Genomic DNA, 26861 nt, shown 5'->3' on the forward strand with positions numbered 1-26861 from the left:
GCCGAAGACAACCGGGTGGTCGAGGGCCCGCCCGCCAAGGACAACCGGCCGGTACAAGGACCGCCCGCCGAGGCCGGCCGGCTCGCTCCGCGGAAATCAGTGCATGACAAAAGTATGTCCAGGGGCCATGATCCATCGCATGCAGCCAGAGCCTCTGCCCCTCGAAGGCATCACGGTCGTCGCCGTCGAACAAGCCGTCGCCGCGCCCTTCGCGACCCGGCAGCTCGCCGATCTCGGCGCCCGGGTCGTCAAGGTCGAGCGGATCGACGGCGGGGACTTCGCCCGCGGCTACGACACCGCGGCCCAGGGCCTGGCCTCGCATTTCGTGTGGTGCAACCGGGGCAAGGAGTCCATCGCCCTCGACCTGAAGGACCCGCGCGGGCTCGATGTCGTACGCCGGCTCGTCGCGGACGCGGACGTGTTCGTGCAGAACCTCGCCCAGGGAGCGGCGGCCCGGCTGGGCCTGGACGCGGCGACGCTGTGCGCCGAGCATCCCCGGCTGATCGCCGTGGACATCTCCGGATACGGGCCGTCGGGGCCGTACGCCGGCAAACGCGCGTACGACATGCTCGTGCAGTGCGAGGCGGGGCTCGTGTCGGTGACCGGGACGCCCGAGCAGCCGGTGAAGGCGGGCATCCCGGCCGCGGACATCGCGGCGGCCATGTACGCCTTCTCGGGAGTCCTCGCGGCTTTGGTGCGGCGCGGCACGACCGGGCGCGGGGGTCCGGTCGAGGTGTCGATGCTGGACGCGCTCGCGGAGTGGATGGGGCATCCGCTGCACCACGCGATGCACGGCGGAACCCCGCCGGCCCGCACCGGCCTGGCCCATGCCGTCATCGTCCCCTACGACGTCTATTCGACGGCTGACGGCGGGCGGGTGCTGCTGTCGGTGCAGAACGACCGGGAGTGGCGGCGGCTCGCCCAGCAGGTGGTGGGGCTGCCCGAGGCGGCGGACGATCCGCGCTTCGCCACGAACGCGGCGCGGGTGGCCGGCCGGGAGCAGGTGGACGCGCTGGTGTCGAAGGCTCTGGGCGCGCTCGGCGCCGACGAGGCGGTGGCCCGGCTGGAGGCCGCGGGCATCGCCTGCGCACGGCTGCGGGACGTGACGGAGGTGGCCGGGCATCCTCAGCTGGCGGCCAGGAACAGATGGCGGGACGTCGGAACGCCGGCCGGGCCGCTGCGGGCGCTCCTGCCTCCGATCACGCTGCCGGGCGGGGAGGAGTCGCGCATGGGAGCCGTCCCGCGGCTCGGTGAGCATACGGGGGCGGTGCTGCGGGCACTGGGCATGACGGACACGGACGTCGCCGAGCTGCGGCGGGACGGTGTGGTGCGCTGAGCCTCACGGCTCGGTGACGGTGATGACCCGCGCTCCGGATGTGGTGATCACCGGGCACCGCTGCCCGCCGTGGGGATGACGGACGCGGAGGGACAGCGTTGCGCCGGTTCGGTGGAGCCGCCGGAGCGCGGGTCGGGAAGGCCGGTGCCGACAGCCGGTCAGCGGTCGCCGAACAGCGAGCGGCGCAGCCGCCTGAGCGGCGCGAACAGCGAGACCCGCCGCACGCGCGCGACCCTGGAGCCGCTGTCGTGCGCGCGGTCACGAGTCGTGAGCTCGAGCATCAGTGACGTCGCCTCGGCCGTGTCGCGCTGCGGTATGGCGGGACCGCCGAGCACCGCGAGATGTCGGTCGAGGCGCGAACTGGTCGCGCTGCTCCCGCACGTGATCGCAGGGACGCGTGCCCTGCTGCGCACTGTTATCTGTTCCATGTCACTCCCCACCCGTACAAGTCCACCCGGCCCGGGCAGACTAACCCTATCGCCCCCTCGTGGCGCGCGTGTATCTCGGACAAAGGATTCACCTTCCCCATAAGGGGGTTGACGGTCACTCTCCGAATCCAACTGTTTCCAGGGCGAGTTGAACAACCGGCGAGGTCGTGGGCTGTTCCGAGCCCCCATGAGGTTCGACCGTCACTGCGAGTGACGTCGCGTTCTTGGTCAGACCGCCGGCGACGAGGGGCGTGTCGTGGTCGAAGAGGCCGAGAGAACGCGGTTTCTCGTTGGGGCGCATGAGCCACAGCTGATGGACGCGTCCGCCGGCGGGCGTGCCGAGTCCGCTCAGTGTCACGACGGCGCGCCGCTCCGACGCGGAGGCCACCACTCCGATTCCGCGGCCCCGCGCGTCCCGTTCACCGGTCGCCCGGGCGTCTGGAGCCGCGAGAACGTGGGCGATCTCACGTGCCTGGGCGCGCTCCTGGTTCAGGTCGTCGCGCGCCTGGGTCGCCTGCACCGCGAAGAGCGCGGCGACGACGAGTGCGGCGGCGGCCGTGGTGGTGGCGAGCGGGGCGAACAGCGGCCGGAACCTGGGGGCACGCGCACGCGTGGGCTGCCGGAACGCCCGCGCGTGGGACAGGTCCCGGGCGGCCGGTTCCTGAGGTGTCGTCCGTACGGCGGTCAGCACCCGCTCGCGCAGCACGGCCGGCGGGACCGCCGCGGTGGACCAGGCGAGCCGTACGGCGTCCTCGGTCAACGCCCTTACCTCCTCGGCACATCGGTCACAGCCCTTCAGATGGCGTTCGAAACGGCGCTTCTCCTCGCTCTCCAACGCGTCGAGGGCATAGGGGGCGGCGAGGGAGTGCAGATCGCGGCCCAGCAGTCGGTCGAGGACGCTCATGCGGCACCCCCCTCTCTTCCGTTCGGATCACGGCCCGGCAGGCGGTCGTCGACGTTCACGCGACCCCTCCCAGGCATTCACGCAGGCGGGTGAGCCCGTCGCGCATACGGGTCTTGACGGTGCCCAGCGGCAGGGCGAGCCGCTCGGCGACCTCACGGTAGGTGTAGCCGTCGTAGTAGGCGAGGGTGACGGACTGCCGCTGGAGGGCGGTGAGCCGGTCCAGACAGCGGCGGACCCACTCGCGTTCGAGTCCGGCCTCGACCTCCTCGGCGACCTGGTCGAAGGCGGGGCGGTGGTTGCGCTGCCCCTCGCGCTGCTCGCGCTCGGTGGCGGCGCGGGCGCTGCGCACCCGGTCGACGGCACGGCGGTGCGCGAGGGTGAGGATCCAGGACAGTGCGCTGCCGCGCCTGGGGTCGAACCGCGGTGCGGAGCGCCAGAGTTCGAGCAGAACCTCCTGCGACACCTCCTCCGACTGTGCCGGGTCCCGCACCACGCGGCGCACCAGTCCGAACACCGGCCCGGACACCAGTCCGTACAGCTCCTCGAACGCCTTCTGGTCGCCTCCGGCCACCAGTACCAGTAGTTCGTCAGCCTCCACCCGTCCCCCTCTCCGGCCGTGCACGGCCCGTCCTTTCCCCTACGTCTTCGCAGCGAACCTGTCTACGGATGGGTTACGGATCGGCGAGCCGAAAACGCGTGTCCGGCACCGATCAGTTCGTGTGATCCGCGGCCGGTCTGTCCCCTGCCCGCGGCGGGGGGTCACGCACGTCTCACGCCGACCCGCCCGGGTGCCCGTCGGGAAAGAACCCGGCCCCTCGATGAAACAAGCTGGGGGAACCGCCGTAAAGACGTTTGGGATTCGACCAATCCACCCCGGCGACCGCTCCGAATGGCGTGCGTCAGGCAAGTTGGACAGAGGACGGACGGCATGACACCTATCTCCAGGAGCGGCGCGGGTCGCAGGACTCTCGTGACCCTCGTATGCGGTGCGCTGGCTGCCGGGGGGCTCGCGGCCGCCGGTGCGACGGCGCTGGCGCCGGGGGCGGCCTCCGCCTCCAGCCACCGGGAGGCCCCGCTGATCTCGGGCACTCCCCAGTACGACAACACGGACGTGTACGCGTTCGTCAGCCCGGACAAGCCCGACACGACGACGATCGTGGCGAACTGGATTCCCTTCGAGGAGCCGGCCGGCGGCCCGAACTTCTACACGTTCGCCGACGACGCCCAGTACGACATCCACATCGACAACAACGGTGACGCGCAAGGTGAGTTGATCTACCGCTACACCTTCAAGACGCATCGCAAGAACGGCAACACCTTCCTCTACAACACGGGTCCGGTCACCAGCCTGGACGACCCCGACCTGAACATCACGCAGACGTACGACATCGATCTGCTGCGGCTGCACAACCAGCGGCTGGTGTCGCGGACCAAGGTCGCGGACGATGTGCCGGTCGCTCCGTCCAACGTCGGCAAGGCGTCGATGCCGGACTACGCCAAGCTGCGCTACCAGGCGGTCTCCAAGCTCGCCGGCAACTCGACGACGTTCGCCGGACAGGCCGACGACCCGTTCTTCCTGGACCTGCGCGTCTTCGACCTGCTGTACGGCGGGAACCTGAGCGAGGTCGGGCGGGACACCCTCAAGGGCTACAACGTCAACTCCATAGCCCTCCAGGTCCCGAACGACATGATCCGCGAGTCGGCGGGACAGCCGATCGTCGGCATCTGGTCCACCACGCAGCGCAAGGACGCCCGCGGCCGCTACCGCCAGGTCTCCCGTCTGGGCATGCCGCTGGTCAACGAGGTCGTCAACCCGCAGAAGGACAAGGACAAGTTCAACGCGTCCGCGCCCTGGGACGACGCCCAGTTCCTGAAGAACGTCACCAACCCCGAGCTGCCGAAGCTCATCGAGTCGATCTACAAGATCAAGGCTCCGGCCGAGCCCCGCAACGACCTGGTCGACGTGTTCCTGAAGGGCGTGAAGGGCCTCAACCAGCCGCCGCACGTGCGTCCGGCGGAGGAACTGCGCCTCAACACCTCGATCAAGCCGACCATGCATCCCAAGCGGCTCGGTGTCCTCGACGGCGACAACGCGGGCTTCCCGAACGGACGCCGGCTCACCGACGACGTGATCGACGCCTCGCTCCAGGTCGTCGAAGGTGAACTGGTCGGCTCCAAGAACGACTTGGGCGACGCCGTCGACAAGAACGACAAGAGCTTCGAGAAGTCGTTCCCGTACGTCGCCGAGCCGACCTCGGGTTCGCGCGGCGCCCTCGCCAAGGGCACGACCAGCGGAACCGACGTGCGCAGCCAGCTCGGTGACGCGCTTCAGCCCGCCGGGACGAACTCCGGCGGCGGAACCAACACCGTCCTGATCGCGGGCTCCGCCGCGGCGGGTGCCGCCGGCATCCTGCTCATCGGCTCCGGTCTGCTGTGGTGGCGACGACGGATGTACAACCGGGCCTACTGACCCGGCTCACCGACCGGCGCGGCCCGCACGCAGTCCAACCCCCCACGGTGCGGGCCGCGCCTCCCCCACCCCCACGACTACCGTTTCGCCAAGGACTTTGAGGAGAGGGCATGTCCCCGCGTACGAACGACAACGCGACGCCGGACGCCGACAAGGCCACGCCCGACGAAAGCACCGTGGGAGCCACGCCCGCCGAGAAGACCACGGAGAGGACGCCGGCCGAGGACACGATGTCGGGCGCGGTCGCCTCGGCGGCGGGCGAGGCGGGCGGGGTCGGCTCGGCCGGCTCGGCGGGCGTGCCGGGCGAGGTCGGCTCGGCCGACGCGGATGCCGGGGTCGGCTCGGCCAGTTCGGCCGGCGCGGCTGACGGCTCGGACGACGTGGATGCCGGAGTCGGCTCGGCCACCTACGCCAGCTCGGCGGACGGCTCAGCCGACACGGATGCCGGAGTCGGCTCGGACGGTTCGGCGGACGGCTCGGACGGCTCGGACGGCGAAACCGCCTCCGCCTCCGTCCCCGCGTCCGCCCCCGGCGATATTTCGGCAGCCGACCCCGCCGGGGAAGCCCCCGTGACGGCCCCCTCCGGGGACACCGGCGGTGTCACGTCCGGTGAGGGCGCCGCGGACGCGGTCGACGAGCGGGTGGCCGCCGTGCGCCGGCTGTCGCAGTCACAGCGTCGCTGGCGGGCCGCACAACTCGGCTTCTGCGCGGCCGCGTTGGCCGTCGCCATGACGGCGGGCGCGGTGGTGCTCGGCGCCCTGAGGGACGGCGCGACGACTCCCGCCGTCGCTGCGGTGTCGAACGGCGTGTCACCGCAGCTGCTCGCGAGCGGCGACCTCGACGCGAGCATCCTCTCCCTCCAGGCCCATCTCCGTACCCAGTCCAAGGACTTCGGAGGCTGGGCGACGCTCGGCCTCGCCTATGTCGAGCAGGCCCGCACCAAGGGCGACCCCTCGCGCTACCCGCAGGCGCAGGAGGCGCTCGAGCGGTCCCTGAAGCTGCGCCCCGACTACGATCCCGCCCTAGCCGGACTGGCCGCCCTCGGGGCCGCCCGGCACGACTTCGCCGGTGCCCTGAAGTACGCCGACCTCGCGCTGAAGCAGAACCCGTACAGCGAACGCGCCCTGTCCTCCCGCATCGACGCTCTCGTCGAACTCGGGCGCTACGACGAGGCGTCGAAGGCGGCCGACCTGGCGGACTCACGGCGACCGGGCGTCCCCGTGTTCACCCGGTACGCCTACGTCCACGAGCTGCGCGGCGACGTGAAGACCGCCCGCCGGGTCCTGGAACAGGCGCTCGCGACGGCGACCAGCCGCGGCGACGTCTCGTACGTGACGTCCGCGCTCGGCCAACTGGCCTGGAACCAGGGCGACTACCACTCGGCACTCACCTATTACGCGCGAGCACTCGCCGCCGACGACAACTACCTCCCCGCCCTCGAAGGCCGGGCCCGCACCCAGGCGGCGCTGGGCGACAGGGCGGCCGCGATCAAGGGGATGGAGCAGGTCGTGCAGCGCTACCCGCTTCCCCAACCGCTCGTCGAACTGGGTGAGTTGTACGAGGCCCGTGGCGCGGCGGGCGACGCCCGGAAGGCCCGGGACCAGTACCGGCTGGTGAGCGCCTGGATCTCCCTCGCCCACGCCTACGGCGTCAACGCCGACCTCGACACCGCGCTGGCCGCCGCCGACCACGGCGACCACAAGGCCGCGCTGGCGGCGGCCCGAGCCGAGTGGGCCCGCCGCCACACCGTGCACACGGCGGACGCGCTCGGCTGGGCCCTGCATGTGTCGGGCCGTGACACGGAGGCCCTGCAATACGCGCGCCGGGCCACGTCGACGAACTACCGCAACGCGTCCTTCCTCTACCACCTCGGCGTCATCGAGCGGGCCACCGGCCACACCGACCGGGGCCGCACGGCACTGAAGGCGGCCCTGGACCTGAACCCGGGCTTCTCTCCGCTGGGCGCCCGAGAGGCCCGTAAGGCACTGGAGGCCGCGAAGTGAGGGCGCCCCGGCTGCTCGCCCTCTGCGGCACGGTCCTGACCGCGGCGTGCGCGCTCGTGCTGGGCCCGGCCGGGTCGGCGAGCGCGCATCCGCTGGGCAACTTCACCGTCAACCGCTACGACGGACTCGTCGCCGCCCCCGGGCAGTTGCGCGTCGATCACGTCGAGGACCTGGCCGAGATCCCCGCCACCCAGGCCGAGCCTGACATCGAACGGCTCGGCATGACCGGCTGGGCCCGGCAGCGGTGCGAGACCGCCGCGCACGGCAGCGAGGTCACGGTGGACGGGCGTGCGGTGACGCTCACCGCGGGGGCGAGCCGGGCACGCCTGCGGCCGGGACAGGCGGGACTCCACACACTCCGCGTGGAGTGCCGGCTGACGGCGCCGCTGTCCGGCAAGGACACGGTCACCGTGGACTTCCACGGCGCGGGCGCCGACCACGGCCCCGGCTGGCGCGAGATCACCGCCCGCGGCGACCGGATGACGCTCACCTCCTCGGACGTACCGCGCAAGTCCGTCTCGTCGGAGCTCACCCAGTACCCCAAGGCACTGCTCTCCTCGCCCGCCGACACCGCCACCGCCTCGCTGCGGATCCGCCCCGGCGGCCCCGCCCTCGTCGAGGAGCACCGCGACGCTCCGGCCGCGTCCGTGCTCCCGCGCGGCGCCGACCGCTGGACCCAGGCCCTGAACAACCTGGTGGCCCGCCATCACCTCACCTTCGGCTTCGCCGCACTGGCCCTGGTCATCTCCGTCGGCCTGGGTGCCATGCACGCGCTCGCGCCAGGCCACGGCAAGACCCTGATGGCCGCGACGGCGGCGGCGCGCGGGGGCCGGGCCCGCTTCAAGGACGTGCTGCCCCTGGCCGCCTCGGTGACCGTCACCCACACCCTCGGGGTCGTCGCGCTCGGCCTGCTGGTCACGGCGGGATCGGCGGCGACCCCCTCCGTGATCGCCTGGCTCGGCGTGTCCAGCGGCGTCCTCGTCACCGGGGCCGGCCTCACCCTCCTGCGACGGGCCTGGCGCAGCCGACCCGCCGCACACGCACAGGCACACGGGCACGACCTGCGGCACACACCCGATCACGGACATCGGCACGACACGAGCCACACGCACGACCACGACCACGACCATGACCGCGGCCACGCGTCCGCCCACGGGGACGGTCACGCGCACGAGCACGGCCAGGACCGGGCACCGGCCCATGCCCATGCCCATACCCATGATCACGGCCACGACCACGAGCACGCACCCGTCCCTCCGCACACACACGACCACGCGCACGACCACGACCACGCGGACGACACCCAGCACCTGCACACCGATCACGCGGCGCGTCCCCTGGTACTGGCCCATGCCACCGCGTCCGTCACGACGATCGCTCCCCCCGCGACCGAGACCGCGACGGCAACCCGGCCCCACGACCAACCACACCACCACGGGCACGAGCACGGTGACCAGCACGAGCACGGTCGTGGCCACGACCACCAGCACCTTCATGGCCACGACCACGACCACGGGCACAGTCATGACCACGGGCACGAGAACGGTCATGACCACGGGCACGGGCACGACCGCCGCTCGGGCGGCACCCCCCACTCCCCCGCCCTCGAACACACCCACGGCGGCTTCACCCACACCCATGAGATCGCCCCCACCGTCCGCGGAACGATCCTGCTCGGCTTCGCCGGTGGAATGGTCCCCAGTCCGTCGGCGGTCGTCGTGCTCGTGGGCGCCACGGCGCTCGGACAGGCGTGGTTCGGCCTTCTTCTCGTGCTCGCCTACGGCGTGGGCCTCGCGCTGACGCTGACGGCGGCCGGGTTCGCCGTCGTCAAGCTCGGCAGCGGCATGAACCGCGCCCTGGCCGGACGGCGGCAATGGGCCGAGGGACGCCTCGTGCTCCTGGTCCGCAGGACCGCGCCCCTCGGATCGGCGCTGATCGTCGTGGCTCTCGGGGCCGGATTGGTGCTCAAGGGGGCGGCATCCGTCCTCGGCTGAGCTACTTTTGGGGAGAAATCGCGCGGATGCGAATGGGGGACGCACGTGTCCGAAGACCCGGGCAGTGAACGTGTGATCGCGGGGCGCTACCGCCTGCTCTCGCCGTTGGGCGAGGGCGGCATGGGCACGGTGTGGCGCGCCCGCGACGAAGTGCTGCAACGCGAGGTCGCGGTGAAGGAGGTCCGCGCCCCGGCCGGGCTTCCGCAGTCCGAGGTCGAGCGGATGTACGCGCGCCTGGAACGGGAGGCGTGGGCGGCCGCCCGTGTCTCCAACCGGAACGTGGTGACGGTGTACGACGTCGCCACACAGGACGGCCGGCCCTGGATCGTGATGGAGCTGATCCGCGGGATCGCGCTCTCCGATCTGCTGGACGCCGAGGGGCCGTTGGACCCGCAGCGCGCCGCCCACATCGGGGCCGAGGTGCTCGCCGCGCTGCGTGCCGCGCACGAGGCGGGGGTCCTGCACCGGGACGTCAAACCGGGCAACGTGCTGATGTCGAACGACGGACGGGTCGTCCTGACGGACTTCGGCATCGCGACGGTCGAGGGCAGCTCCGCCCTGACCATGACGGGCGAGGTCATCGGATCGCCCGAATTCCTCGCGCCGGAGCGGGCGTTGGGCCGCACCCCCGGGCCCGAGTCGGATCTGTGGTCGCTCGGGGTGCTGCTGTACGCGGCGGTCGAGGGCAACTCGCCCTTCCGGCAGCCCACTCCGCTGAGCACCCTGAGGGCCATCGTCGACGAACCGCTCCCGCCGCCGCGTCGCGCGGGTCCGCTCGCCCCCGTCATCGAGGGTCTGCTCGCAAAGGACCCGGCCGAGCGGACGAGCGCCGAGGCGGCCGAGCACGAGCTGCGCGTGGTCGCGGCGGGCGGTACGGCGCCCACGCGCCCCCTGGGCGCCGCGACCCGCTCTTCCGAGGCCCCGACGATCGGGGTGTTCGGCCTGCCGGGTTCCTCCTCCCCGACACCGCCCCAGGGGTTCGGCCCGCCCTCCGCGACACTGCCCTCGGCCACCCCCGCGGAGCCCGAGCGCAATCGCCGGGCGGCCTTCGCCCTGATCGCGGGCCTGCTCGCGCTGGCGCTCGCCCTCGGCGGACTGACGTACGCCCTGCTGAACAAGGACAACGGGGACGCCGGGAACAACGGGCGGGCGAACAGCGGCAGTGGGGGCACCGGGGACGGCGGCACGGCCTCGGGCGGCGGAAAGAGCGAGAGCGCGACAACCGGTGCGACCGCCGGCGGGAGCCCCTCCAAGAGCGCTCCTGGGGGCGGGAGTTCGACCACCGCCCCGCCCGCGCAGTCCGTCCAGGTGACGGTCTCGGGTCAGTACACCGACTACAAGGGAGCCTGTCCGCCGCCCGGCACACAGGCTCCCTCGTTCACGGCGACGTTCACGGTGGGCCGTGTTCCGGTGGATGTCGAGTACCGCTGGGTGACGCGGACCGGCGAGGTGACCGATGCGGGCTGGAAGACGCTGTCGTTCCCCGCGGGCGGCGGCAGAACTCAGCGGAAGACGGTGGTGGCGACCACGTACGACACGAGCGGGGAGTTCGCCAACTCGATCAGCGTGGAGGTGCGCAGCCCGGTGCGCGTGACCTCGAACTCCGTTCCGTTCACCATCACATGTGTGACGGAGACCCCGACGGACGGGGCCTCCGCATCCGTGTCCGCCTCCCCCTGACGGGGCAGGCGATGTCCCTGGGCGGGGCGGGCGTTCACCCTGCCGGGACGGCGTTCTCTCGAAGGTTTCCGGGGTGGGGGCCCGGAGGTCAGGCCGCCGCGGTGAAGGCCGGCAGGTAGCCGCCGGAGTGGCCGCTCGCGGTCGGGTGGTACGACACGCCGATGTCCAGCCAGTTCAGGCTGTGCAGCCAGGCATCACCCGAGCAGATCTCGTGGCCGGTGAATTTGCCCCGGACATCGGCGAACGTGAAGCCGTGGGCGGCGGCACGAGCGGCGATCGCGCTGTCCAGATAGTCGGCCGCGCCGTTGATGGCGGACCGTTCGGTCTCCGAAAGTCCGGTCAGACAGCTGCCGTTGAGCTTGTAGAAGCGGGGGTAGCCGATGACGACCACATGGGCGGCCGGGGCTTTCGCGCTGATCGCCGAGTAGACCGAGTCGAGGTTGCCGGGGAGCGTGGAGTCGACGTACGCCTTCGCCGTGGCGATGCGGGAGAGACAGGTGCTCTCGGACTGGAGGACGCAGGTCGTCATGACGTCCGAGAAGCCGGCGTCGTTGCCGCCGATGGTGATCGAGACGAGGCCCGTGGAGGAGCTGAGCGGGCCGAGCTGATTCGCCGTGACATCACCCGTACGAGCACCCGAGCAGGCGGTGAAGTCGAACGACGAGGGTGAATGCGCGGCGTTCCAGAGATAGGGGTACGCCTTCGTGCTGCGGTCGCAGGAGCCGCTGGAGCTGATGTAGCTGCCTGCGCCGACACCGGAGGAATAGGAGTCACCGAGGGCCACGTAGCCGGTGGCGGCCGCGGTTTGCGCCTGCGCCGCGGCTGCCCCGGTAAGGGCGAGGCCGACGGCGAGGAGGAGTGAGGTCATGTATGCCGAAAATCTGGGACGTCTCATGGAACCTCCCTTTAGCAGGATCTCTGCCACAACTTTGGTAGCAGCTACGCGTGTTGACAGGAAGTGTCCATGCCAAGACTCTTATGCAAGAACCGGTGGATCTGCCCCCGTTCATCACATATTTCGTTACATGTCCATGACAGTTGAATGCCGGCCGGATGACACGGCCCGACAACTTGTCAACTCCCGGAGCACGCAGTCGGGAAGATCGGGGAGCCGTTACGACGGTCCGCGTCGGCGAGGCCACAACACCCCTTGAGGAGGCAGGAGTTGAGCTCCCCCACCCATGAGTCCCGGTTGCCGGGGAAGATCGTCTGCGCGCCGAGCGCGGTCGCCGCGCGGCCCGCCACAGGACTGACGGAATACACCGGAAGAGCGGGACCGGGCGCGACACAGGCGACGCACCGCGGAAACCGGGTGCACGGGGAGCCCGGGTGGCAGATCATGGCGACATGTCTGCGAACCCACACGACGCTCTGCCGATCAGGCTCAACGTCGACGACAGCGACTCGCCGTCGGACGTCGTCGACGCGCTGTTCCTCGGTCGCTTCGCGACGGGCGAGCAGCCGCACTCGCACGCGGCGAACATCGACCGCGTACGGTCCGGAGCGACCCTGCTCCCACCGGGCGCCCGGGTGCTGCGTTCCGCCCGCGACGACGACCGCAGCGCCACTCTCGCCGAGGGCGACGGCTGGACGCTGCTGGTGTCCCGCTGGAACCGCGGTGCCGACGTCACGGTGACCGCGACCAGCGTCGAGCTCGCCGAGAAGGTGCTGAAGCAGGCCACGGACGGCGCGACGGACGAGCCGGAACCACAGCCGGAGAACGTCACGATGGGCTTCTGGTACGTGTCGCCGCGCCGGGGACCGCACCGCACGACCCGGCAGATCTCGGCGGGCACCTGGGAGGAGGTCCGCCCCAACTACACGGGACCGGTGGCGGACGCCATGGACCGCCTGATGAAGACGACCCCCGAGGACATCGCGGGCCGACTGCTGCTGCTCCACGGCCCTCCCGGCACCGGCAAGACCTCCGCCCTGCGCACGCTGGCCCGTTCCTGGCGCGACTGGTGCCAGGTGGACTGCGTGCTGGACCCCGAGCGGCTCTTCTCCGACGTCGGCTATCTGATGGACATCGCGATCGGCGAGGAGGACGGCACCGGCAAGGGCCGCTGGCGGCTCCTCCTGCTGGAGGACTGCGACGAGCTGATCCGCGGCGAGGCGAAGCACACCGCGGGCCAGGCCCTTTCCCGGCTGCTCAACCTCACCGACGGACTGCTCGGCCAGGGCCGCAACGTCCTCGTCGGCGTCACGACCAACGAGGACCTGGAGCGCCTCCACCCCGCCGTCGTCCGCCCCGGCCGCTGCCTCGCCCGGATCGAGGTCGGACCGCTCACCCGGCGCGAGGCGGTGGGCTGGCTGGGCACCGAGGAAGGCGTCTCGCGCGAGGGCGCCACCCTGGCGGAGCTGTACGCACTGCGCCGCGGAACGACCCCGACCTCGGTCCCGGACCAACGCGAGGGCGCGGACGCGGGCTTGTATCTGTAACGGGCAGGGCCCATCGCCGAGTTCGGGCCGGAGGCACGGGTTCGGGTTCGAACCGGCCCGGGCCCACCGCTCGGGCCGCAGTCCGGCTAGGCGTCCTCGAAAGCCGCCCGCAGGGCGTCTCGTACGGCGTCCAGTGCTGTGGCCTCGGTCAGGCCGAGCCGTCGCGCGCGCTCGGCGTAGGCCTGCGCCGCCGACGCGGCCTCGCGGGACGCGGCGTCCCCGGCGGCGGCGACGAACGTACCGTTGCGGCCCCGCGTCTCGATCACCCCGTCCGACTCCAGGGCCCGGTAGGCCTTGGCAACGGTGTTGGCCGCGAGGCCGAGCGACTCGGCCAGCCCCCGTACCGTGGGCAGCTTGTAGCCGACCGGCAGCACGCCGGACCGGGCCTGCTCGGAAATCTGGGCGCGCACCTGCTCGTACGGCGCGGCCCCCTCTGCGATGCGGATCTTCAGGGTCACCCGGCGATTGTCGCGTACCCGCACGAAAATGAGAGGCCCCCGCACTCGGCGCCCGCGTAGCGTGCGATCACATGACCGTGATCGTTCGCGAACTGCGGCACGGAGACCTGGCCGACGCCGCGGCGTTCGCTCGCATTCGTCACCAGGCCCTCCCGTTCATGCTCTTCACCCCCGAGTCCGTCGCCTACGACGTGGAGCGGGCCCATCCCGATTCCCACTACCGGCCGTTGCTGGCCGAGGAGGACGGGGAGGTGATCGGCGCCGCGCAGGTGGGCCTCGTCCACGACAGCCCGGAGCCCGGCCAGGGGAGCCTCAACATCCACGTGCAGCCGGAACGGACGGGGCGCGGCGCGGGTTCGCTGCTGGCCCGCACCGCCGAGGAGCGGCTGGCCGCCCTGGGCGCGACCCGGCTGCACGCCTGGGTACTGGACGCGCCCGGCTGCCGCGTCTTCGCCGAGAAGCGGGGCTATCGCGCCGCCCGCTCGGCGCACTTCCTCCGCCTCGACCTGGCGAACCGCGCGCTGCCCCCGCTCCAGTCCCCGCCGGACGGCGTGGAGCTGCGCACCGGAGCGGACTTCGCGGACGACCCCCGGCCCCTGTTCGCACTGGATGCGGAGACGCTCCGCGACGAACCGAGCGACATCGACCGCGAGTTCACGGACTACGAAGCCTGGCTGACGGAGACCTGGCACCACCCACTGCTGAGTCACGAGCTCACCTCCGTCGCGCTCGTCGACGGCCGCCCGGCGGCGTTCAGCGCGGCCCGCACCGACGGCGGCACCCGCTACGCCACCGTGATGACGGGCACAAGCCGCGCCTTCCGGGGCCGCGGCCTCGCCAAACTCGCCAAGAACCACTCCCTGCACCGGGCTCGCGCGGCCGGCTTCACGGACGCGTTCACGGGCAACGACGCCGGCAACGGGCCGATGCTGGCGATCAATGAATGGTTCGGCTATGAAATCTGCGCAACGGAGGTGAAGTATGTCCGTGACCTCGGCTGACACGCCTGGTTCGGTGGAGATCGTACTCGTCAAGGCAGGCCGTACGAAGATCAGTTACCCGGCCGAGCTGCTCTCGGACGACGGCAACCGGGTGGTCGTGCGAGCCCCCTGGGCGGGAGACGGCGTCCGCGACTTCGGCTTCGTGCAGTTCGAGAAGGGCGATGTCTTCACCGAGTACTACTGGCGGGACCGCTGGTACTCGGTGAAGGAGGTCCGGGACTCCGCGGGTGAACGCAAGGGCTGGTACTGCGACATCACCCGTCCGGCCACGGTCTCCGAAGGCCGGCTGGTCGTCGAGGATCTCGACCTGGATCTGTGGCGTTCGGCCGACGGCATCGACGTACGGCGTCTGGACGAGGACGAGTTCGCGGAGAGTGGCCTGGCGACCACCGACCCGGCCGCCGCGGCCGCCGCCGAGAAGGCCCTGGACGACCTCGAACACCTGGCCCGCGAAGGCGGCTTCGAGGCACTGCTGACGTAGACGCCGGGACCGCCCGGGAGACGGCACCGTCCAGGAGACGGGACTGGTCAGAAGGAGGCCACCACCGCGTACCGCTCGTCTTCGACGTCACGGCCCCACAGGCGCGCGTCGGCCGACAACGGCTCCACCCTCAGGTCGGCGGCGTCGGACAGCAGCGGCCGGAGCAGGGTGACGATCCGCTCGGCGGGTATGCCGACCGGACTCAGGGTCCCCCACACGCCCTCGACGAGCACCAGCCGCCCTCCCGGGCGCAGCAGCCCGCGCCAGTGCCTCAGCACGCGCCCGGGATCGGGCAGCGTCCACAGCACATGGCGGCTCAGCAGGACATCGAACCGCTGCTCTCCGACGGGCGGTGCGACCGCGTCGCCGACGAGGAACGCGGCGTCCCGCCCGGCCAGTTTGGCGCGGGCCAGGTCGATCATGCGCGGGGCGAGGTCGACTCCCGTGACCCGATGCCCCTGCTCGGAGGCCATGAGCGACAGGCTGCCGGTGCCGCAGCCCACGTCGAGCAGATCACCGGGCTTCCCGGGCAGCCAGTCCCGCAGCCGGGCCGCCCAGGCTCCGCGGACCACAGGGTCGCGCAGCCCGTGGTCGGGCTCCTCGTCGAAGGTGCCGGACTCGGCGTCCCAGTCGACGCCGGCCCCTGGATTCGTCCCACCGTCGCTCACCATGCGTTCCACGATGTCACCCACCACTGACAATCGGCCCGCGTCGGTCTCGGAGGCCCGGCGGGTGACCGGCGCCACAGACATTTCGCGGCCGATGAGGAACTCTCCCCGAAACGGTCCGCCCCCGTGCAACCGCGCATTCGGGTGGACCCGAGGAGGCAGCCATGCGCCGTGTGACCGTGCAGAAGCCCCTGAGGAAGTCGGACTCCCGCCGTGTACGGGACGAACCCGACGAGCGCCCCGCCGAGCGCCCTGAAGTCCGGAAGGACATCGCACGCACCTGGTGGCCGAACGGCTGAGCCGCCGCCCCGGACACCTCGCGCGACGGCACGCCGCCCGTTCGAGGGAGCCTGCGGTGGCCCCGTACAGGCGGCTGTACGTGGCCGCCACGGGGCCCGTGGCGGCCACGTACGGACGGGCCCGGGCGGTGACAGGCACGCGCCCTCGCGGCGCGCTGCACGCGACTCGCGGCTCGCGCCGAACGCCTGCCGACCGCCCGCGGCGGCCCCGTCAGTGCAGCCGCCTGCGGTGGCGGCCCCGTCAGTGCAGCCGCTTGCGGTAGTGGATCCGGTCGTACGGCCCGTTCACGCGCCGCTCGGTCGCCTCGTACCCGTACCTCGGATAGATCTTCTGGTTCTCCCACATCATCGAGTTCGTGTAGAGCCGGATCTCCTCCAGCCCGAGCGCTCGCGCGTGCGCGTCCACGAAACGCAGCAGCCGTCCGCCGATGCCCTGACCATGGGCATCCGGCCGGACCGCGATGATGTCGAGGTACAGATGGTCCGGGCGTTGCTCGACGACCACGAGCCCCACGACGGGCTCCCCCGTGACGAACACCCGCCCCGCCGCCACATTCGCCGCGTGGTCCGCCTCCATGGGCACCGGCACGAGCCCGATGCGCTCCACATAGGGCTGGAACGCGGCATCGATCACGGCTTTCACGAGGGGCACGTCGGCGGCGACGGCCACCCGCACCCCGAACCCCTCGGGCGTCCCCCCGGAGCCCCCGAACGTCTCCGCCATGCCCGCACCCCACCTACCTGATCGCAGTCTCAGCGCTCCCTTAAAGGCACCATAAGGATCTCCCTCCCCCGCCTCCAGCAGGCGATTTCTCGGTTTCTTGGGGCTAGTTTTCTGATCACCCCCACGGGATCCCCGCTCGGAGCGCCGTTCGGGACCCACCCCACGTACCAGGACCCTTCGAGGAGTTCCCCATGTCCGCACGCCGCAAGGCCGCCGGCGTCGCCGTCCTCGGCATCGCCCCGCTCGCCCTGTCCGCGCTGGCCGCGGTGCCGGCCTCGGCGCACGGCTCGATGGGGGACCCGGTGAGCCGGGTGTCCCAGTGTTACGCGGAAGGTCCGGAGCACCCCAGGTCGGACGCCTGCAAGGCGGCCGTCGCGGCGGGCGGTACCCAGGCGCTGTACGACTGGAACGGCATCCGCATCGGTGACGCGAACGGGCGGCACCAGGAGCTGATCCCGGACGGCAAGCTGTGCAGCGCCGGCAACGCCGAGTTCAAGGGCCTCGACCTGGCGCGCTCCGACTGGCCCGCGACGAGCGTGAGCGGTGGCTCGTACACCTTCAAGTACCGGGTCACCGCTCCCCACAAGGGCACGTTCAAGGTCTACATCACGAAGTCGGGCTACGACCCGTCGCGGTCGTTGGCCTGGGGCGACCTCGACCTGGCGCACCCGGTCGCGACGGCCACCGACCCGGTGGCCTCGGGCGGCTTCTACACGTTCTCCGGCACCCTCCCGGAGCGCTCGGGCAAGCAGCTCCTGTACGCGGTCTGGCAGCGCTCGGACAGTCCGGAGGCCTTCTACTCCTGCTCCGACGTGGCGTTCGGCGGCGCGGGCGGCAAGGGCGCGGGCGGCGGTGCTCCCGCGCCGAGCGCCTCGGCGCCGTCCGAGAAGCAGATCGAGGACGGTGGCGACAAGTCGACCGTGGAGCACCACGGCCACGGTGACGGCGACGCCGGTACCTCCGCGGAGCCGGCCCCGAGCGCGGACCGGGCCAAGGCGGCCGAGGAGGCCCAGGTCACCACCGCCGAGACCGCGGGCTCCTCGGAGAACCTGCCGGACGCCGCCGGATCTTCCCAGGGCCTCGCCGAGACCGGCGGCGACGCCTCCACCTCGTACGTCGCGATCGGCGGTGCCGCCGCGCTCGCGCTCGGTGCCGCAGCGCTGTTCGCCTCGGTGCGGCGACGCGCGACGCCGGGCGGCCGGCGCGGGCGCTAGTGCCGCAGAACTCCGGGGGCTGACCGGCGGCTCAGGCCGGACAGCCCCCGGCGGCGTGCCTCCGCCGTCCGCGTTCCGCTTGCCCGCGGAACGCGGACGGCCGGACGATCACGCCGGCACGCTCGGGCGGACCACCATGGACGAGTGGTCCGCCGAGCCGGTCAGCTGAACACGGACGCGCAGCTGGTGGTGGACGCGTGCGCCGGGTCGAGCGCGTTCGCCACCTCGTGGTAGGCGATCCGGTCGAAGATCCCGATGGCCACGTGCTCGGAGAGGTCGAGCCCGCACAGGTTCTGCAACAGGACGTTGTGGACGTCGGATCCGCTCAGGTACTCGGACTCGTACGGGGTGACCACCTCGTCGTACTTGGTGGCGATGACCGTGTAGTGGACGCCGGGGACGGTGTCGCCGCCGGCGTTGAGCTTGGTCAGGAACGCGGAGCCGGCGATCTGGTCCGCGAGTCCCGGGGTCGCCGTGGACAGCAGGTCCCCGGCGCCCGGGAAGTACGGGAGCAGGTTGGTGAGTCCGTTGAGGGTCGTGCCGTGGTTGTCGGGGGCGATACCGACGAGGGCGTTCACCTTGGCGGCGCCGCCGAGGAACTTGAGGTAGTAGCGGGGCATCATGCCGCCCTGCGAGTGGCCCACCAGGTCTGCCTTGGCGGCGCCGGTCGCGGCGAGCACCTTGTCGACGAAGACCTGGAGCTGTGCGGCCGACGCGTCGATCGGGCCGAGGCCGTTGAAGAGGGGGACGCCGGGCAGTTGCCCGTAGTCGAGGGAGAAGACGCAGTACCCGCGGCTGGTCAGGTAGGGGGCGAGGGCCAGCCAGTTGTCGACGGAGTTCCCGAAGGTCCCGTGGACGAGGACGACGGGGCGCGGGTGCGCGGCGGACGGCTTGCAGGAGTAGTTGTTCCAGCCACTGCTGGGGGCGGAATCAGCATGTGCTGTGGCGGCGGGGATGACTGCGACCGTTGCGGTCAGGAGCAGCGCGGCCAGGGGTCTGAGCACTCGCTTCCAGGGCAGCATCGGGTGATCTCCTTGCGGCTCAAGGGAGTTGTGGGGGTGTACGCCCTGTGATCCGGATCACGAGGATGCTGTTCACTCGTCAAGTTACGGTCGAGTAGCAACCATGTGAAGTTACGCGTCAGTAAAAACTTCCAGTGATAACCAGGACGGGCGTCACCGGTGACGGAGTGTCACCAGGCGGGCCTGATGGGACCGTAGGGCGCGATGCGGGTCAAACGCGTGCACAACGCGCGCATTTCACCCTCCCCCAGCACTTCGGCCCACGCCCGCACGGCATCCGCGGCGGACTCCTCCGCCGCCCGGGTGCAGGCCCGTCCGAGTTCCGTGAGCACGATGAGCCGGGCCCGCGCGTCGGCGGGGTGCGGCCGCCGCTCGACGTACCCCTTGCGGACGAGCTCCTCGACGAGCTGGCTGGCGGCCTGCTTGGTGACCCCCAGGTGGGAGGCGATGTCGGTGACCGTCGCCCCGTCCGGCGCGAGCCGCGCGAAGGCGAAGCCGTGCGCGGGCCGCAGCCCCTCGAATCCACGGGCGACGACGCCCTCGTGGATACGTTGGGTCAGCTCGCCGGCGGCGGCGAGCAGGGCGGCGGACAGGGCCATGGCCTCGGAGTTCTGCACGCATGCATTGAAACACCCTTGACTACTTGGTCAAGCTGCTTGACTATATTTCTCAGCAGTCAGTCAAGCTGCTTGACCATATTGATCCAGGAGGCACCCATGCCCGTCGTCCGCTCGTCCGAAGCCGAGGTCCACGAGGTCCACGGCGCCCGTTTCGTCTCGTACGCCACTCCCCGCAGCGGCAGCAAGGAGCTGTGCGCCTGGCGCGCGGAGATTCCCGCGGGGCACCGGGCCCCCGTGCACACGGTGAACCGCGAGGAGATCTTCCATCTCCTCTCCGGCGAACTGCTGGTCACGCTCGACGGCCGCACCGAGCGGATCACCGCGGGCGACACCGTGATCATCACGCCGGGCGCGACCCTCGGCATCGAGAACCCGGGCCAGGAGCCCGCGCTCTCCTGGGTCACCACCTCGATCGGCCTTCGCGCGGAACTGGCCGACGGCTCGGTCCTCACGCCGCTCTGGGCCAACTAGGGCCGCCCGGTGTCACGCGGCCAGGGTCCCGGGGCCGATCACATGGGGGCCGAACTTCGCCCGGGCCCGGTCCGCGACCTGCTCGATGCGGCGGACCTTCTCGTCGACCGGGTCGAAGGTGAGCTGATGAGAGGCCTGCGCGGCGGAGGTCAGACCCTCGGCCCGCAGGGCGACCACGCGGACCCGGCCGCGCTGGAGGCCGAGCGCCTCGTACAGGCGGTACGCGGTGCCGGTCAGCGTCGAGGAGTGGGCGGTCGGTTCTTCGAGGGTACGGCTGCGGACGGTCGCGGAGCGGTCGGCGTAACGCACGGTGAGGGTCAGTGTGCGGCAGACCTTCTCCAGGGAGCGCAGCCGGGTGCCGAGTTCCTCGGCCGCGGAGAGCAGGGCCCGACGATGCCTCGAGGGGTCCAACTCGTCGCACTGGAAGGTTCGTTCGGCGGCCAGAGATCGCGAGGTGGCGTTCGGCACGACCCGGGCGCGGTCGATGCCGGACGCCTTCTCGCGCAGTTCGCGGCCGGGCCGGACGCCGGTGAGGCGCTGGAGTGTGGACAGGGGCGCGGCGGCGACCTTGCCGATGGTGTCGAGGCCGTACTCGCACAGGGTGCGGGCGGTGGCGCCGCCGACGCCGGGCAGCGCGGTGACGGGGCGGCCGGAGAGGAACTCCGTTACGGCGTCCGGCTCTTCGGGGACCACCCGGGTCATCCCGGGTACGGCGTCCCGCAGCGCCATCCGCGCGAGCATCGGCCCGGGCCCGGCGCCGATCACGCAGTCGATCCCGTACAGGGCGAGTGTCCGCACCCGGATCAGTGAGGCGAACTCGACGGCACCGCGCCCGAAGTACCGCTCGGCACCCCGCAGATCGAGCAGGGCGGCGTCGGGTGGCAGCGCCTCGACGACCGGGGTGAACTCCTCCAGGACACCGAGGAGTCGGGGCAGGGCGGCCTCGTGCATCGGAGGCAGCTGGAAACGTATACAGAGGATGGTCATCCCGCACTCCCCGGGCTCTGGTGCCACAACTTCTTTCCACCCGCGGGCCCTTCACCCGCGGGACGCAGATCGGCCCAGGGGTGCATCTCGTACCCCGTGGGCATCCGGATCGTCCGACCCCTGGCCGAACCGCCGTCGCCGGACCGACCTCCGTCACCGGAAGGACCGCCGTCGCCTGACGGTCCCTGGCGCCTCGGCTCCCGCGGCCCGCCCTGCTCGCCCTCCCCATCCGACTCCCCCGGCTCCCCCGGCCTTCCCGGCTTCTCCGGTGCGGGCTCCGCCAGTCGGGCCGCCACCACGTCGAGGCCGCCCTCGGCGCGCAGTTCGACCAGTTCGGCGAGGTTCCAGGCCGCCGCGCCCACCACGCTGAGGCTGCGCGGGCCGCGGCGCTGCACCACTCCGCGTACGAGCAGCAGCCAGGAGTGGAAGACGGTGTGGGCGCAGGCGTCGTGGGAGTCGTCGAAGAAGGCGAGGTCGACCAGGCCCGTCCCGTCGTCCAGCGTGCTGAAGATGACCCGCTTGCCGGAGCGGATCGGCGGGGTCTGGGTGGCCACCTTGGCGCCCGCGACCAGGACCGTCTCGCCGTGCCGCGCCTCGCGCAGCCGACGTGCCGTGACCACGCCCAACTCCCCCAGGAACGCGCGGTGATCGTCCATCAGGTTGCGCGAGGCGTCCATCGAGAGCACACCCAGTTCGGCGCTCAGCCGCTCCGCCGAGGACAGGTCGGGCAGCCCGGCGGAGGCGGTGTTCCGCCCGCCGGACAGCGGGAGTTGGCCGCCGCCCGCGCCCCGGGAGCCGCGGTGCAGTTCGGTCAGGTGAAGTTGCAGATCACGGCGGTTGGCGCCGAACGCGTCCAGCGCGCCGACCTGCGCGAGCCGCTGGGCGAGCGGCCGGCTCGGCCTGGCCCGTTCCCAGAAGTCGAGCAGCGAGGCGTACGGCTGCCCGTCCGCGATCCGCGCCGCCTCGGCCTCGCTGATGCCGTGCACGTCGGAGAGCGCCAGCCGGACACCCCAGCGCTCGGCGGAGCCGAATCCCGAGCCGGAGCCCGAGCCAGAACCGGCGCCAGAGCCAGAGCCGGAGCCGGAATCCGAACCGGAACTGGAGCCCGAGCCGGAGCCGGAACTCAAGCCAGAACCCGAGCCCGAGCCGGAACCCGAGCCCATCGATTCAGACACCAGTTCGATACGATGGGCGACCGCCGACCGGTTCACGTCCAGCGGCAGGATCGGCACCCCGCGCCGCCGCGCGTCCGCCAGCAGCAGCCGCTTCGGGTACATCCCGGGGTCGTGCGTGAGCAACCCGGCGTAGAAGGCGGCCGGGTGATGGGCCTTCAGCCACGCCGACTGGTACGTCGGGACGGCGAAGGCCACCGCGTGCGCCTTGCAGAAGCCGTACGACCCGAACGCCTCGACGATCTCCCAGGTGCGCGCGACGGTCTCCACGCCGTACCCCTTCGCCGCCGCGTGCTGCGCGAACCAGAACCGGATGCGCCCCTGCGACTCGGGATCGGAGAGCCCGCGCCGCACCCGGTCCGCCTCGTCGCGTCCGCAGCCGGTCATGATGTCGACGATGTCGATGATCTGCTCGTGGAAGACGACGACTCCGTACGTCTCCTTCAGCGGCCCCTCCAGGTCCGGGTGCGGATAGCGGACCGGCGCCCGGCCGTGCCGTGCCTCGATGAACGGCCGCACCATGTCGGCGGCGACAGGCCCCGGCCGAAAGAGCGAGATGTCGACGACGAGGTCGTGGAAGGTCGCGGGCTGAAGCCGTCCGACCAGGTCGCGCTGGCCCGGCGACTCGATCTGGAAGCAGCCCAGCGTCTCGGTGGACTTGATCAGCCGGTACGTCGCCGGGTCGCCCGGCGCCACCGCGTCGATGTCCGGCCGGTCCCCCGTGGCCCGCTCCACCTCGGCCACAGCGTGCGCCATCGCGGACTGCATCCGCACGCCCAGCACGTCGAGTTTGAGCAGCCCGAGATCCTCGACGTCCTCCTTGTCGAACTGCGACATGGGCAGCCCCTCGCCGCTGGTCGGCACGACCGGCGTGCGGGCGAGCAGGGAGGCGTCGGACAGGAGTACCCCGCACGGGTGCATGGCGATACCGCGCGGGAGGGCGTCGAGGGATTCGACCAGGTCCCACAGCTTGCCGTATCCGTCCTTCCGCCCCGCCAGTTCGCGCAGTTCGGGGAGTTCGTCCATGGCCGCGCGGGCGTCACGGGCGCGGATGTGCGGGAAGGCCTTGGCGATCCGGTCGATCTCGGCCGGGTCGAGCGAGAGGGCGGCGCCCACGTCGCGGACGGCGTGCCGGACCCGGTAGGTCTCGGGCATGGAGACGGTCGCGACCCGCTCGGTGCCGAACCGGCCGATGATCGCGCGGTAGACCTCCAGACGGCGCGCGGACTCCACGTCGATGTCGATGTCGGGCAGCACCGGTCGGCGCTTGGACAGGAAGCGCTCCATCAGCAGCCGGTGCTCGACGGGATCGGCGTGCGCGATGCCGACGAGATGGTTGACCAGGGAACCGGCGCCGGAGCCGCGCGCCGCGACCCGGATACCCATCTCCCGTACGTCGTCCACCACTTGAGCGACCGTCAGAAAGTAGGAGGCGAAGCCGTGGTGGGCGATGATGTCCAGCTCGTGATGCATCCGCTCCCAGTACGCGCGCCGGCCGGCGTAGCCGCGCTGCACCATGCCCGCCGCCGCCCGGGAGGCCAGGACGCGCTGGGCGGTGCGCCGGTCCGCGCCGACGAGACGCGGTTCGGGGAAGTGGACGCCGCCGATGCCGAGGTCGTCCTCGGGGTCGACGCGGCAGGCGGCGGCGGTGGCCCGGGTCTGTTCGAGCAGCCGGTGCGCGGTGTCACGGCGGTAGCCCGCCGCCTCGACGATCCGCTCGGCGGCGGCCAGCATGGCGGCCTCGTCCTTGAGCCAGGCCTCGCCCGAGTCCAGCTCGCCCCGGGGGTCGACGGGGACGAGCCGGCGGGCCGCGTCCAGGACGTCGGCGACCGGGCCGAGGCCCGCGTCGGCGTACCGGACGGCGTTGCTGAGCACGGGACGCACCCGCTGCTCGGCGGCGAAGCCGACCATGCGGGCGGCGAGGCGCAGGGAGCCTGGACCGGTGCCCCGACGGCCGTGCCAGACGGCTTCGAGGCGCAGGGCGTCGCCGTAGATCTCCCGCCAGGGCGCGAGCAGGCCGGCCGCGCGGTCGGGGCGGCCCGCGGCGAGCGCGCGGCCGACGTCGGAGTCGGGGCCGAGCAGCACGGTCAGGCCTTCGGCGTGGTTGTCGGGCCAGGGCAGCAGGGGCGGGCCGTTCTCCCGGCCGCCCGCGTGCGTCGCCGTGACGATTCTGCAGAGGTCGGCCCAGCCGACGGCTCCGTCCCGGGCGAGGAAGGTCGCGCGGGGTGTCGACTCGTCGATGAAGGCACCGCCGCGCACCGGGGTACGGCGCCGCTCCCCCCGTACGGGCTCCCCGGCCGCCCGCACACCCCGTACGGAATCCCGGGCCGCCCGCTCCCCCCGTACAGGCTCCCCGACCGCCAGGTCCACGCCGAACAGTGGGCGGATGCCCGCCTTCGCGCAGGCCTTGGCGAACCGGACCGAGCCCGCGAGCGTGTCCCGGTCGGTGAGCGCGAGGGCGTCCATGCCCCGCTCGGAGGCGCGCTCGGCGAGGCGCCCCGGGTGCGAGGCCCCGTACCGCAGGGAGAACCCGGAGGCGGTGTGCAGATGCGTGAATCCCGGCACGCACACCTCCTGACCTGTGAGCCCTTACGACTCTCGAACATTTGTTCTCAGCTGCCCCACCCCCACCATAGACCAATTCTCGAACACTTGTACGACATCCACTCAGGCCCGATCCCACCTGCGCAAACACCGGGAGCCCCGCCCCCGCGACATGCGCGGGAGCGGGGCTCCGCCTCCCCGGGAAAGCCGGACCGGGAAAGCCGTCAGCCGATCCGGCTCCGAAGACGGTCAGCCGATCCGGGCTCCGAAAGGCGTCAGCCGATCTGGGCGCCGAAGGCCGAGAGCGCCTCGGGCACCGGCTGGAAGAACGTCTCGCCGCCCGCGGTGCAGTCACCGCTGCCGCCGGAGGTGAGGCCGATCGCGGTGTCGCCGGAGAAGAGCGAGCCGCCGCTGTCGCCGGGCTCGGCACAGACGTCGGTCTGGATGAGACCGTTGACGACATCGCCGTTGCCGTAGTTCACCGTGGCGTCCAGACCCTTGACCGTGCCGTCGTGCACATGGGTCGTGGAGCCGCTGCGGGTCACCTTCATGCCGACGGTGGCGTCGCCCGCCTTGGCGATGGGCTGCGTGGAGCCGTTGTAGAGGTCGACCTCGCTCGGGTGGTCCACGGTCGCCGTGTACTTGACCAGGCCGAAGTCGTTGTCGGGGAAGCTGGACTGCTCGTTCGTGCCGATCTGCTTGCCGTCGGCGTCCGACCAGGTGGAGATCGCCTCGGTGCAGTGCCCGGCGGTGATGAAGTACGGCTGCCCGCCCTTGACCACGTTGAAGCCGAGCGAACAGCGCCCGCCGGAACCGCTGATGGCGTCACCGCCGGCGATGAAGGGCTTGAACTCCCCCTTCGTGCGCTTGAGTTCCGCCTTGGCGCCGAGACCGTCGACGACCTTGGCGAGTTCGGCCCAGTCGGCCGCGGAGACCGTGCGGTCCGCGGTGACGACGACCTTGTTGCTCTCCGGGTCGGTCGCCCAGGACGTACCGGGGACGGTCGCGTCCTTCTTGAGTGTGGCGCGGGCGCTCTTCAGCTCGGCGAGGGAGTTCTCGACGATCCTCGCCCTGGCTCCGGCCGCCGCGACCGTCTTGGCCGCGGTCCCGTCGAGCACGTTGACGACGAGGTGCCGGGACTTCGCGTCGTAGTACGTTCCCGCGGCATCGGCGCCCAGGTCCTCGCCGAGGGTCGAGGCGAGCTTTCCGGCCGCCACGACGGAGAGGGTGTGCGGCTCGGGGTTCTTCGGGACCTCGCTCGCGTTCGCAGTCTGGAAGGTGACTCCGGCGGCGACCAGCGCGGTGATGCCCGCACCCGTCATGAGGGCACGCCTGCCGGATATACGTCGGTGCTTCAACTCATGTCCTCCTGTGGGGGGTCGGTCCGGGAGGTTGTGGGGACCTCCGGGACCGGAAGGCGTACGGACATGGACTCCGAGCACGGCGGAAGAGTCCGTACCGTCGCGTCCATGCCAGTTGTTCCTCGACCACTATTCCGAGACGCACAGGGAACACACAAGGTCGACTTCAAGACGCCTGTACGGCAACAGCCGTACGGGTTCTACGCCCTGACTGTGCGTGGTCACACCCCGTGGATTCGCACAGCAAACACCGCACACGCCTCACACCACGGCGACACGCGGGATCCGGGCCTGTCTTGAAATCGCCCCCCGGACAGGGCACCGGCTCCGGCGGACCGAGCTCTACCGCGGATCGGCCGGCTCATCGGAAGCGGGACCCTGTTGCGGATCCGGTGTCCGTTCGGGAACAGCTGGCGGCCGGGGATCGGGCACCCGCTGCTGTCGCTGCTGCTGCGGTCGTTCGGGTGGTTGCTGTCCCGACTGGGCCCGTTCGAGGAAGCGCAGCAGTTCGACGGGGAAGGGCAGGACGAGGGTGGAGTTCTTCTCGGCGGCCACGGCCACGACGGTTTGCAGCAGGCGCAG

General features: G+C 71.6%; 23 protein-coding genes and 1 pseudogene. 11 read left to right on the forward strand and 13 right to left on the reverse strand.

The window, feature by feature from the left end:
• The first annotated feature begins 127 nt into the window (after positions 1 to 127).
• A complete protein-coding gene (locus ABZV42_RS34730) occupies positions 128 to 1336 on the forward strand; it encodes a CaiB/BaiF CoA-transferase family protein (protein WP_356055444.1) in 1209 nt (402 codons plus the stop codon).
• A 158-nt stretch (positions 1337 to 1494) separates the two neighbouring features.
• Here ABZV42_RS34730 and ABZV42_RS34735 read toward each other — a convergent pair whose 3' ends face one another.
• The 3 genes from ABZV42_RS34735 to ABZV42_RS34745 form a co-directional block, all read right to left on the reverse strand.
• Positions 1495 to 1764 carry a hypothetical protein gene (locus tag ABZV42_RS34735; protein ID WP_355982384.1) on the reverse strand — a complete coding sequence of 90 codons (270 nt, stop codon included), beginning with the start codon at positions 1762 to 1764 and terminating at the stop codon, positions 1495 to 1497.
• Between the two features lie 115 nt (positions 1765 to 1879).
• Positions 1880 to 2668, reverse strand: coding sequence for an anti-sigma factor (locus ABZV42_RS34740; RefSeq protein WP_355982382.1), 789 nt, complete (start codon positions 2666 to 2668; stop codon positions 1880 to 1882).
• A gap of 55 nt (positions 2669 to 2723) precedes the next feature.
• On the reverse strand, positions 2724 to 3266 hold the full coding sequence (locus ABZV42_RS34745) for a sigma-70 family RNA polymerase sigma factor (RefSeq protein WP_355982380.1): 543 nt from the start codon (positions 3264 to 3266) through the stop codon (positions 2724 to 2726).
• Positions 3267 to 3596: 330 nt separating this feature from the next.
• Here ABZV42_RS34745 and ABZV42_RS34750 point away from each other — a divergent pair, with 330 nt between their 5' ends.
• The 4 genes from ABZV42_RS34750 to ABZV42_RS34765 all read left to right on the forward strand — a co-directional run bounded on the left by ABZV42_RS34750 (position 3597) and on the right by ABZV42_RS34765 (position 10815).
• The gene (locus ABZV42_RS34750) at positions 3597 to 5138 is read left to right on the forward strand and encodes a DUF4331 domain-containing protein (protein ID WP_355982378.1); all 1542 of its coding nucleotides are present in this window, start codon (positions 3597 to 3599) and stop codon (positions 5136 to 5138) included.
• Between the two features lie 110 nt (positions 5139 to 5248).
• Positions 5249 to 7141, forward strand: coding sequence for a tetratricopeptide repeat protein (locus ABZV42_RS34755; protein WP_356055446.1), 1893 nt, complete (start codon positions 5249 to 5251; stop codon positions 7139 to 7141).
• Positions 7138 to 9135, forward strand: a complete 1998-nt coding sequence (locus ABZV42_RS34760) for a nickel transporter (protein WP_356055448.1) — start codon at positions 7138 to 7140, stop codon at positions 9133 to 9135. Before ABZV42_RS34755 ends, ABZV42_RS34760 begins: the two co-directional genes overlap by 4 nt.
• A gap of 45 nt (positions 9136 to 9180) precedes the next feature.
• Positions 9181 to 10815 (forward strand): serine/threonine-protein kinase, encoded by a 1635-nt coding sequence (locus ABZV42_RS34765; RefSeq protein WP_355982373.1) that lies wholly within the window; start codon positions 9181 to 9183, stop codon positions 10813 to 10815.
• Positions 10816 to 10903: 88 nt separating this feature from the next.
• Here ABZV42_RS34765 and ABZV42_RS34770 read toward each other — a convergent pair whose 3' ends face one another.
• A complete protein-coding gene (locus ABZV42_RS34770) occupies positions 10904 to 11710 on the reverse strand; it encodes an SGNH/GDSL hydrolase family protein (RefSeq protein WP_355982371.1) in 807 nt (268 codons plus the stop codon).
• 452 nt (positions 11711 to 12162) lie between these two features.
• Here ABZV42_RS34770 and ABZV42_RS34775 point away from each other — a divergent pair, with 452 nt between their 5' ends.
• Positions 12163 to 13257 (forward strand): DUF5925 domain-containing protein, encoded by a 1095-nt coding sequence (locus ABZV42_RS34775; RefSeq protein WP_355982369.1) that lies wholly within the window; start codon positions 12163 to 12165, stop codon positions 13255 to 13257.
• An 86-nt stretch (positions 13258 to 13343) separates the two neighbouring features.
• Here the strand turns inward: ABZV42_RS34775 and ABZV42_RS34780 are convergent, their stop codons facing one another.
• Positions 13344 to 13715: a GntR family transcriptional regulator gene (locus tag ABZV42_RS34780; protein ID WP_355982367.1), complete on the reverse strand. Its 372-nt coding sequence runs from the start codon at positions 13713 to 13715 to the stop codon at positions 13344 to 13346.
• A 71-nt stretch (positions 13716 to 13786) separates the two neighbouring features.
• Between ABZV42_RS34780 and ABZV42_RS34785 the strand changes: the two genes are divergently transcribed.
• Together ABZV42_RS34785 and ABZV42_RS34790 are read left to right on the forward strand one after the other, a co-directional pair.
• Entirely contained in the window at positions 13787 to 14716 is a 930-nt protein-coding gene (locus tag ABZV42_RS34785; RefSeq protein WP_355982365.1) for a GNAT family N-acetyltransferase, read from the forward strand.
• Positions 14697 to 15197 (forward strand): DUF402 domain-containing protein, encoded by a 501-nt coding sequence (locus ABZV42_RS34790; RefSeq protein WP_355982363.1) that lies wholly within the window; start codon positions 14697 to 14699, stop codon positions 15195 to 15197. Before ABZV42_RS34785 ends, ABZV42_RS34790 begins: the two co-directional genes overlap by 20 nt.
• 47 nt (positions 15198 to 15244) lie before the next feature.
• Here the strand turns inward: ABZV42_RS34790 and ABZV42_RS34795 are convergent, their stop codons facing one another.
• Positions 15245 to 15868, reverse strand: a complete 624-nt coding sequence (locus ABZV42_RS34795; RefSeq protein WP_355982480.1) for a class I SAM-dependent methyltransferase — start codon at positions 15866 to 15868, stop codon at positions 15245 to 15247.
• Positions 15869 to 16029: 161 nt separating this feature from the next.
• Between ABZV42_RS34795 and ABZV42_RS34800 the strand changes: the two genes are divergently transcribed.
• Positions 16030 to 16164: a hypothetical protein gene (locus tag ABZV42_RS34800; RefSeq protein ID WP_355982361.1), complete on the forward strand. Its 135-nt coding sequence runs from the start codon at positions 16030 to 16032 to the stop codon at positions 16162 to 16164.
• Between the two features lie 241 nt (positions 16165 to 16405).
• On the opposite strand, the gene ABZV42_RS34805 is transcribed toward ABZV42_RS34800, so the two are convergent.
• Positions 16406 to 16888, reverse strand: a complete 483-nt coding sequence (locus tag ABZV42_RS34805; protein WP_356055450.1) for a GNAT family N-acetyltransferase — start codon at positions 16886 to 16888, stop codon at positions 16406 to 16408.
• A gap of 191 nt (positions 16889 to 17079) precedes the next feature.
• On the opposite strand from ABZV42_RS34805, the gene ABZV42_RS34810 reads away from it, so the two are divergent.
• Complete coding sequence (locus tag ABZV42_RS34810; RefSeq protein WP_356055452.1) at positions 17080 to 18102, forward strand: lytic polysaccharide monooxygenase; 1023 nt, start codon at positions 17080 to 17082, stop codon at positions 18100 to 18102.
• A 161-nt stretch (positions 18103 to 18263) separates the two neighbouring features.
• On the opposite strand, the gene ABZV42_RS34815 is transcribed toward ABZV42_RS34810, so the two are convergent.
• Positions 18264 to 19124: an alpha/beta fold hydrolase gene (locus ABZV42_RS34815; protein ID WP_355982355.1), complete on the reverse strand. Its 861-nt coding sequence runs from the start codon at positions 19122 to 19124 to the stop codon at positions 18264 to 18266.
• Between the two features lie 170 nt (positions 19125 to 19294).
• The gene (locus tag ABZV42_RS34820; protein WP_355982353.1) at positions 19295 to 19741 is read right to left on the reverse strand and encodes a MarR family winged helix-turn-helix transcriptional regulator; all 447 of its coding nucleotides are present in this window, start codon (positions 19739 to 19741) and stop codon (positions 19295 to 19297) included.
• A 99-nt stretch (positions 19742 to 19840) separates the two neighbouring features.
• Between ABZV42_RS34820 and ABZV42_RS34825 the strand changes: the two genes are divergently transcribed.
• Complete coding sequence (locus ABZV42_RS34825; protein WP_355982351.1) at positions 19841 to 20215, forward strand: cupin domain-containing protein; 375 nt, start codon at positions 19841 to 19843, stop codon at positions 20213 to 20215.
• Positions 20216 to 20227: 12 nt separating this feature from the next.
• Here the strand turns inward: ABZV42_RS34825 and ABZV42_RS34830 are convergent, their stop codons facing one another.
• The 4 genes and pseudogenes from ABZV42_RS34830 to ABZV42_RS34845 all read right to left on the reverse strand — a co-directional run.
• A complete protein-coding gene (locus ABZV42_RS34830) occupies positions 20228 to 21202 on the reverse strand; it encodes a hypothetical protein (protein ID WP_356055454.1) in 975 nt (324 codons plus the stop codon).
• On the reverse strand, positions 21199 to 24939 hold the full coding sequence (dnaE, locus tag ABZV42_RS34835; RefSeq protein ID WP_356055456.1) for a DNA polymerase III subunit alpha: 3741 nt from the start codon (positions 24937 to 24939) through the stop codon (positions 21199 to 21201). The genes ABZV42_RS34830 and dnaE overlap by 4 nt, the downstream gene beginning before the upstream one ends.
• Positions 24940 to 25193: 254 nt before the next feature.
• Positions 25194 to 26276, reverse strand: coding sequence for a S1 family peptidase (locus tag ABZV42_RS34840; RefSeq protein ID WP_355982345.1), 1083 nt, complete (start codon positions 26274 to 26276; stop codon positions 25194 to 25196).
• A gap of 345 nt (positions 26277 to 26621) precedes the next feature.
• Positions 26622 to 26861 (reverse strand): annotated as a pseudogene (locus tag ABZV42_RS34845) (slipin family protein); the annotation flags it as partial.

The organism is Streptomyces sp. NPDC005281 (genome assembly GCF_040607495.1).
In the GTDB taxonomy this organism is placed as follows: Bacteria; Actinomycetota; Actinomycetes; order Streptomycetales; family Streptomycetaceae; genus Streptomyces.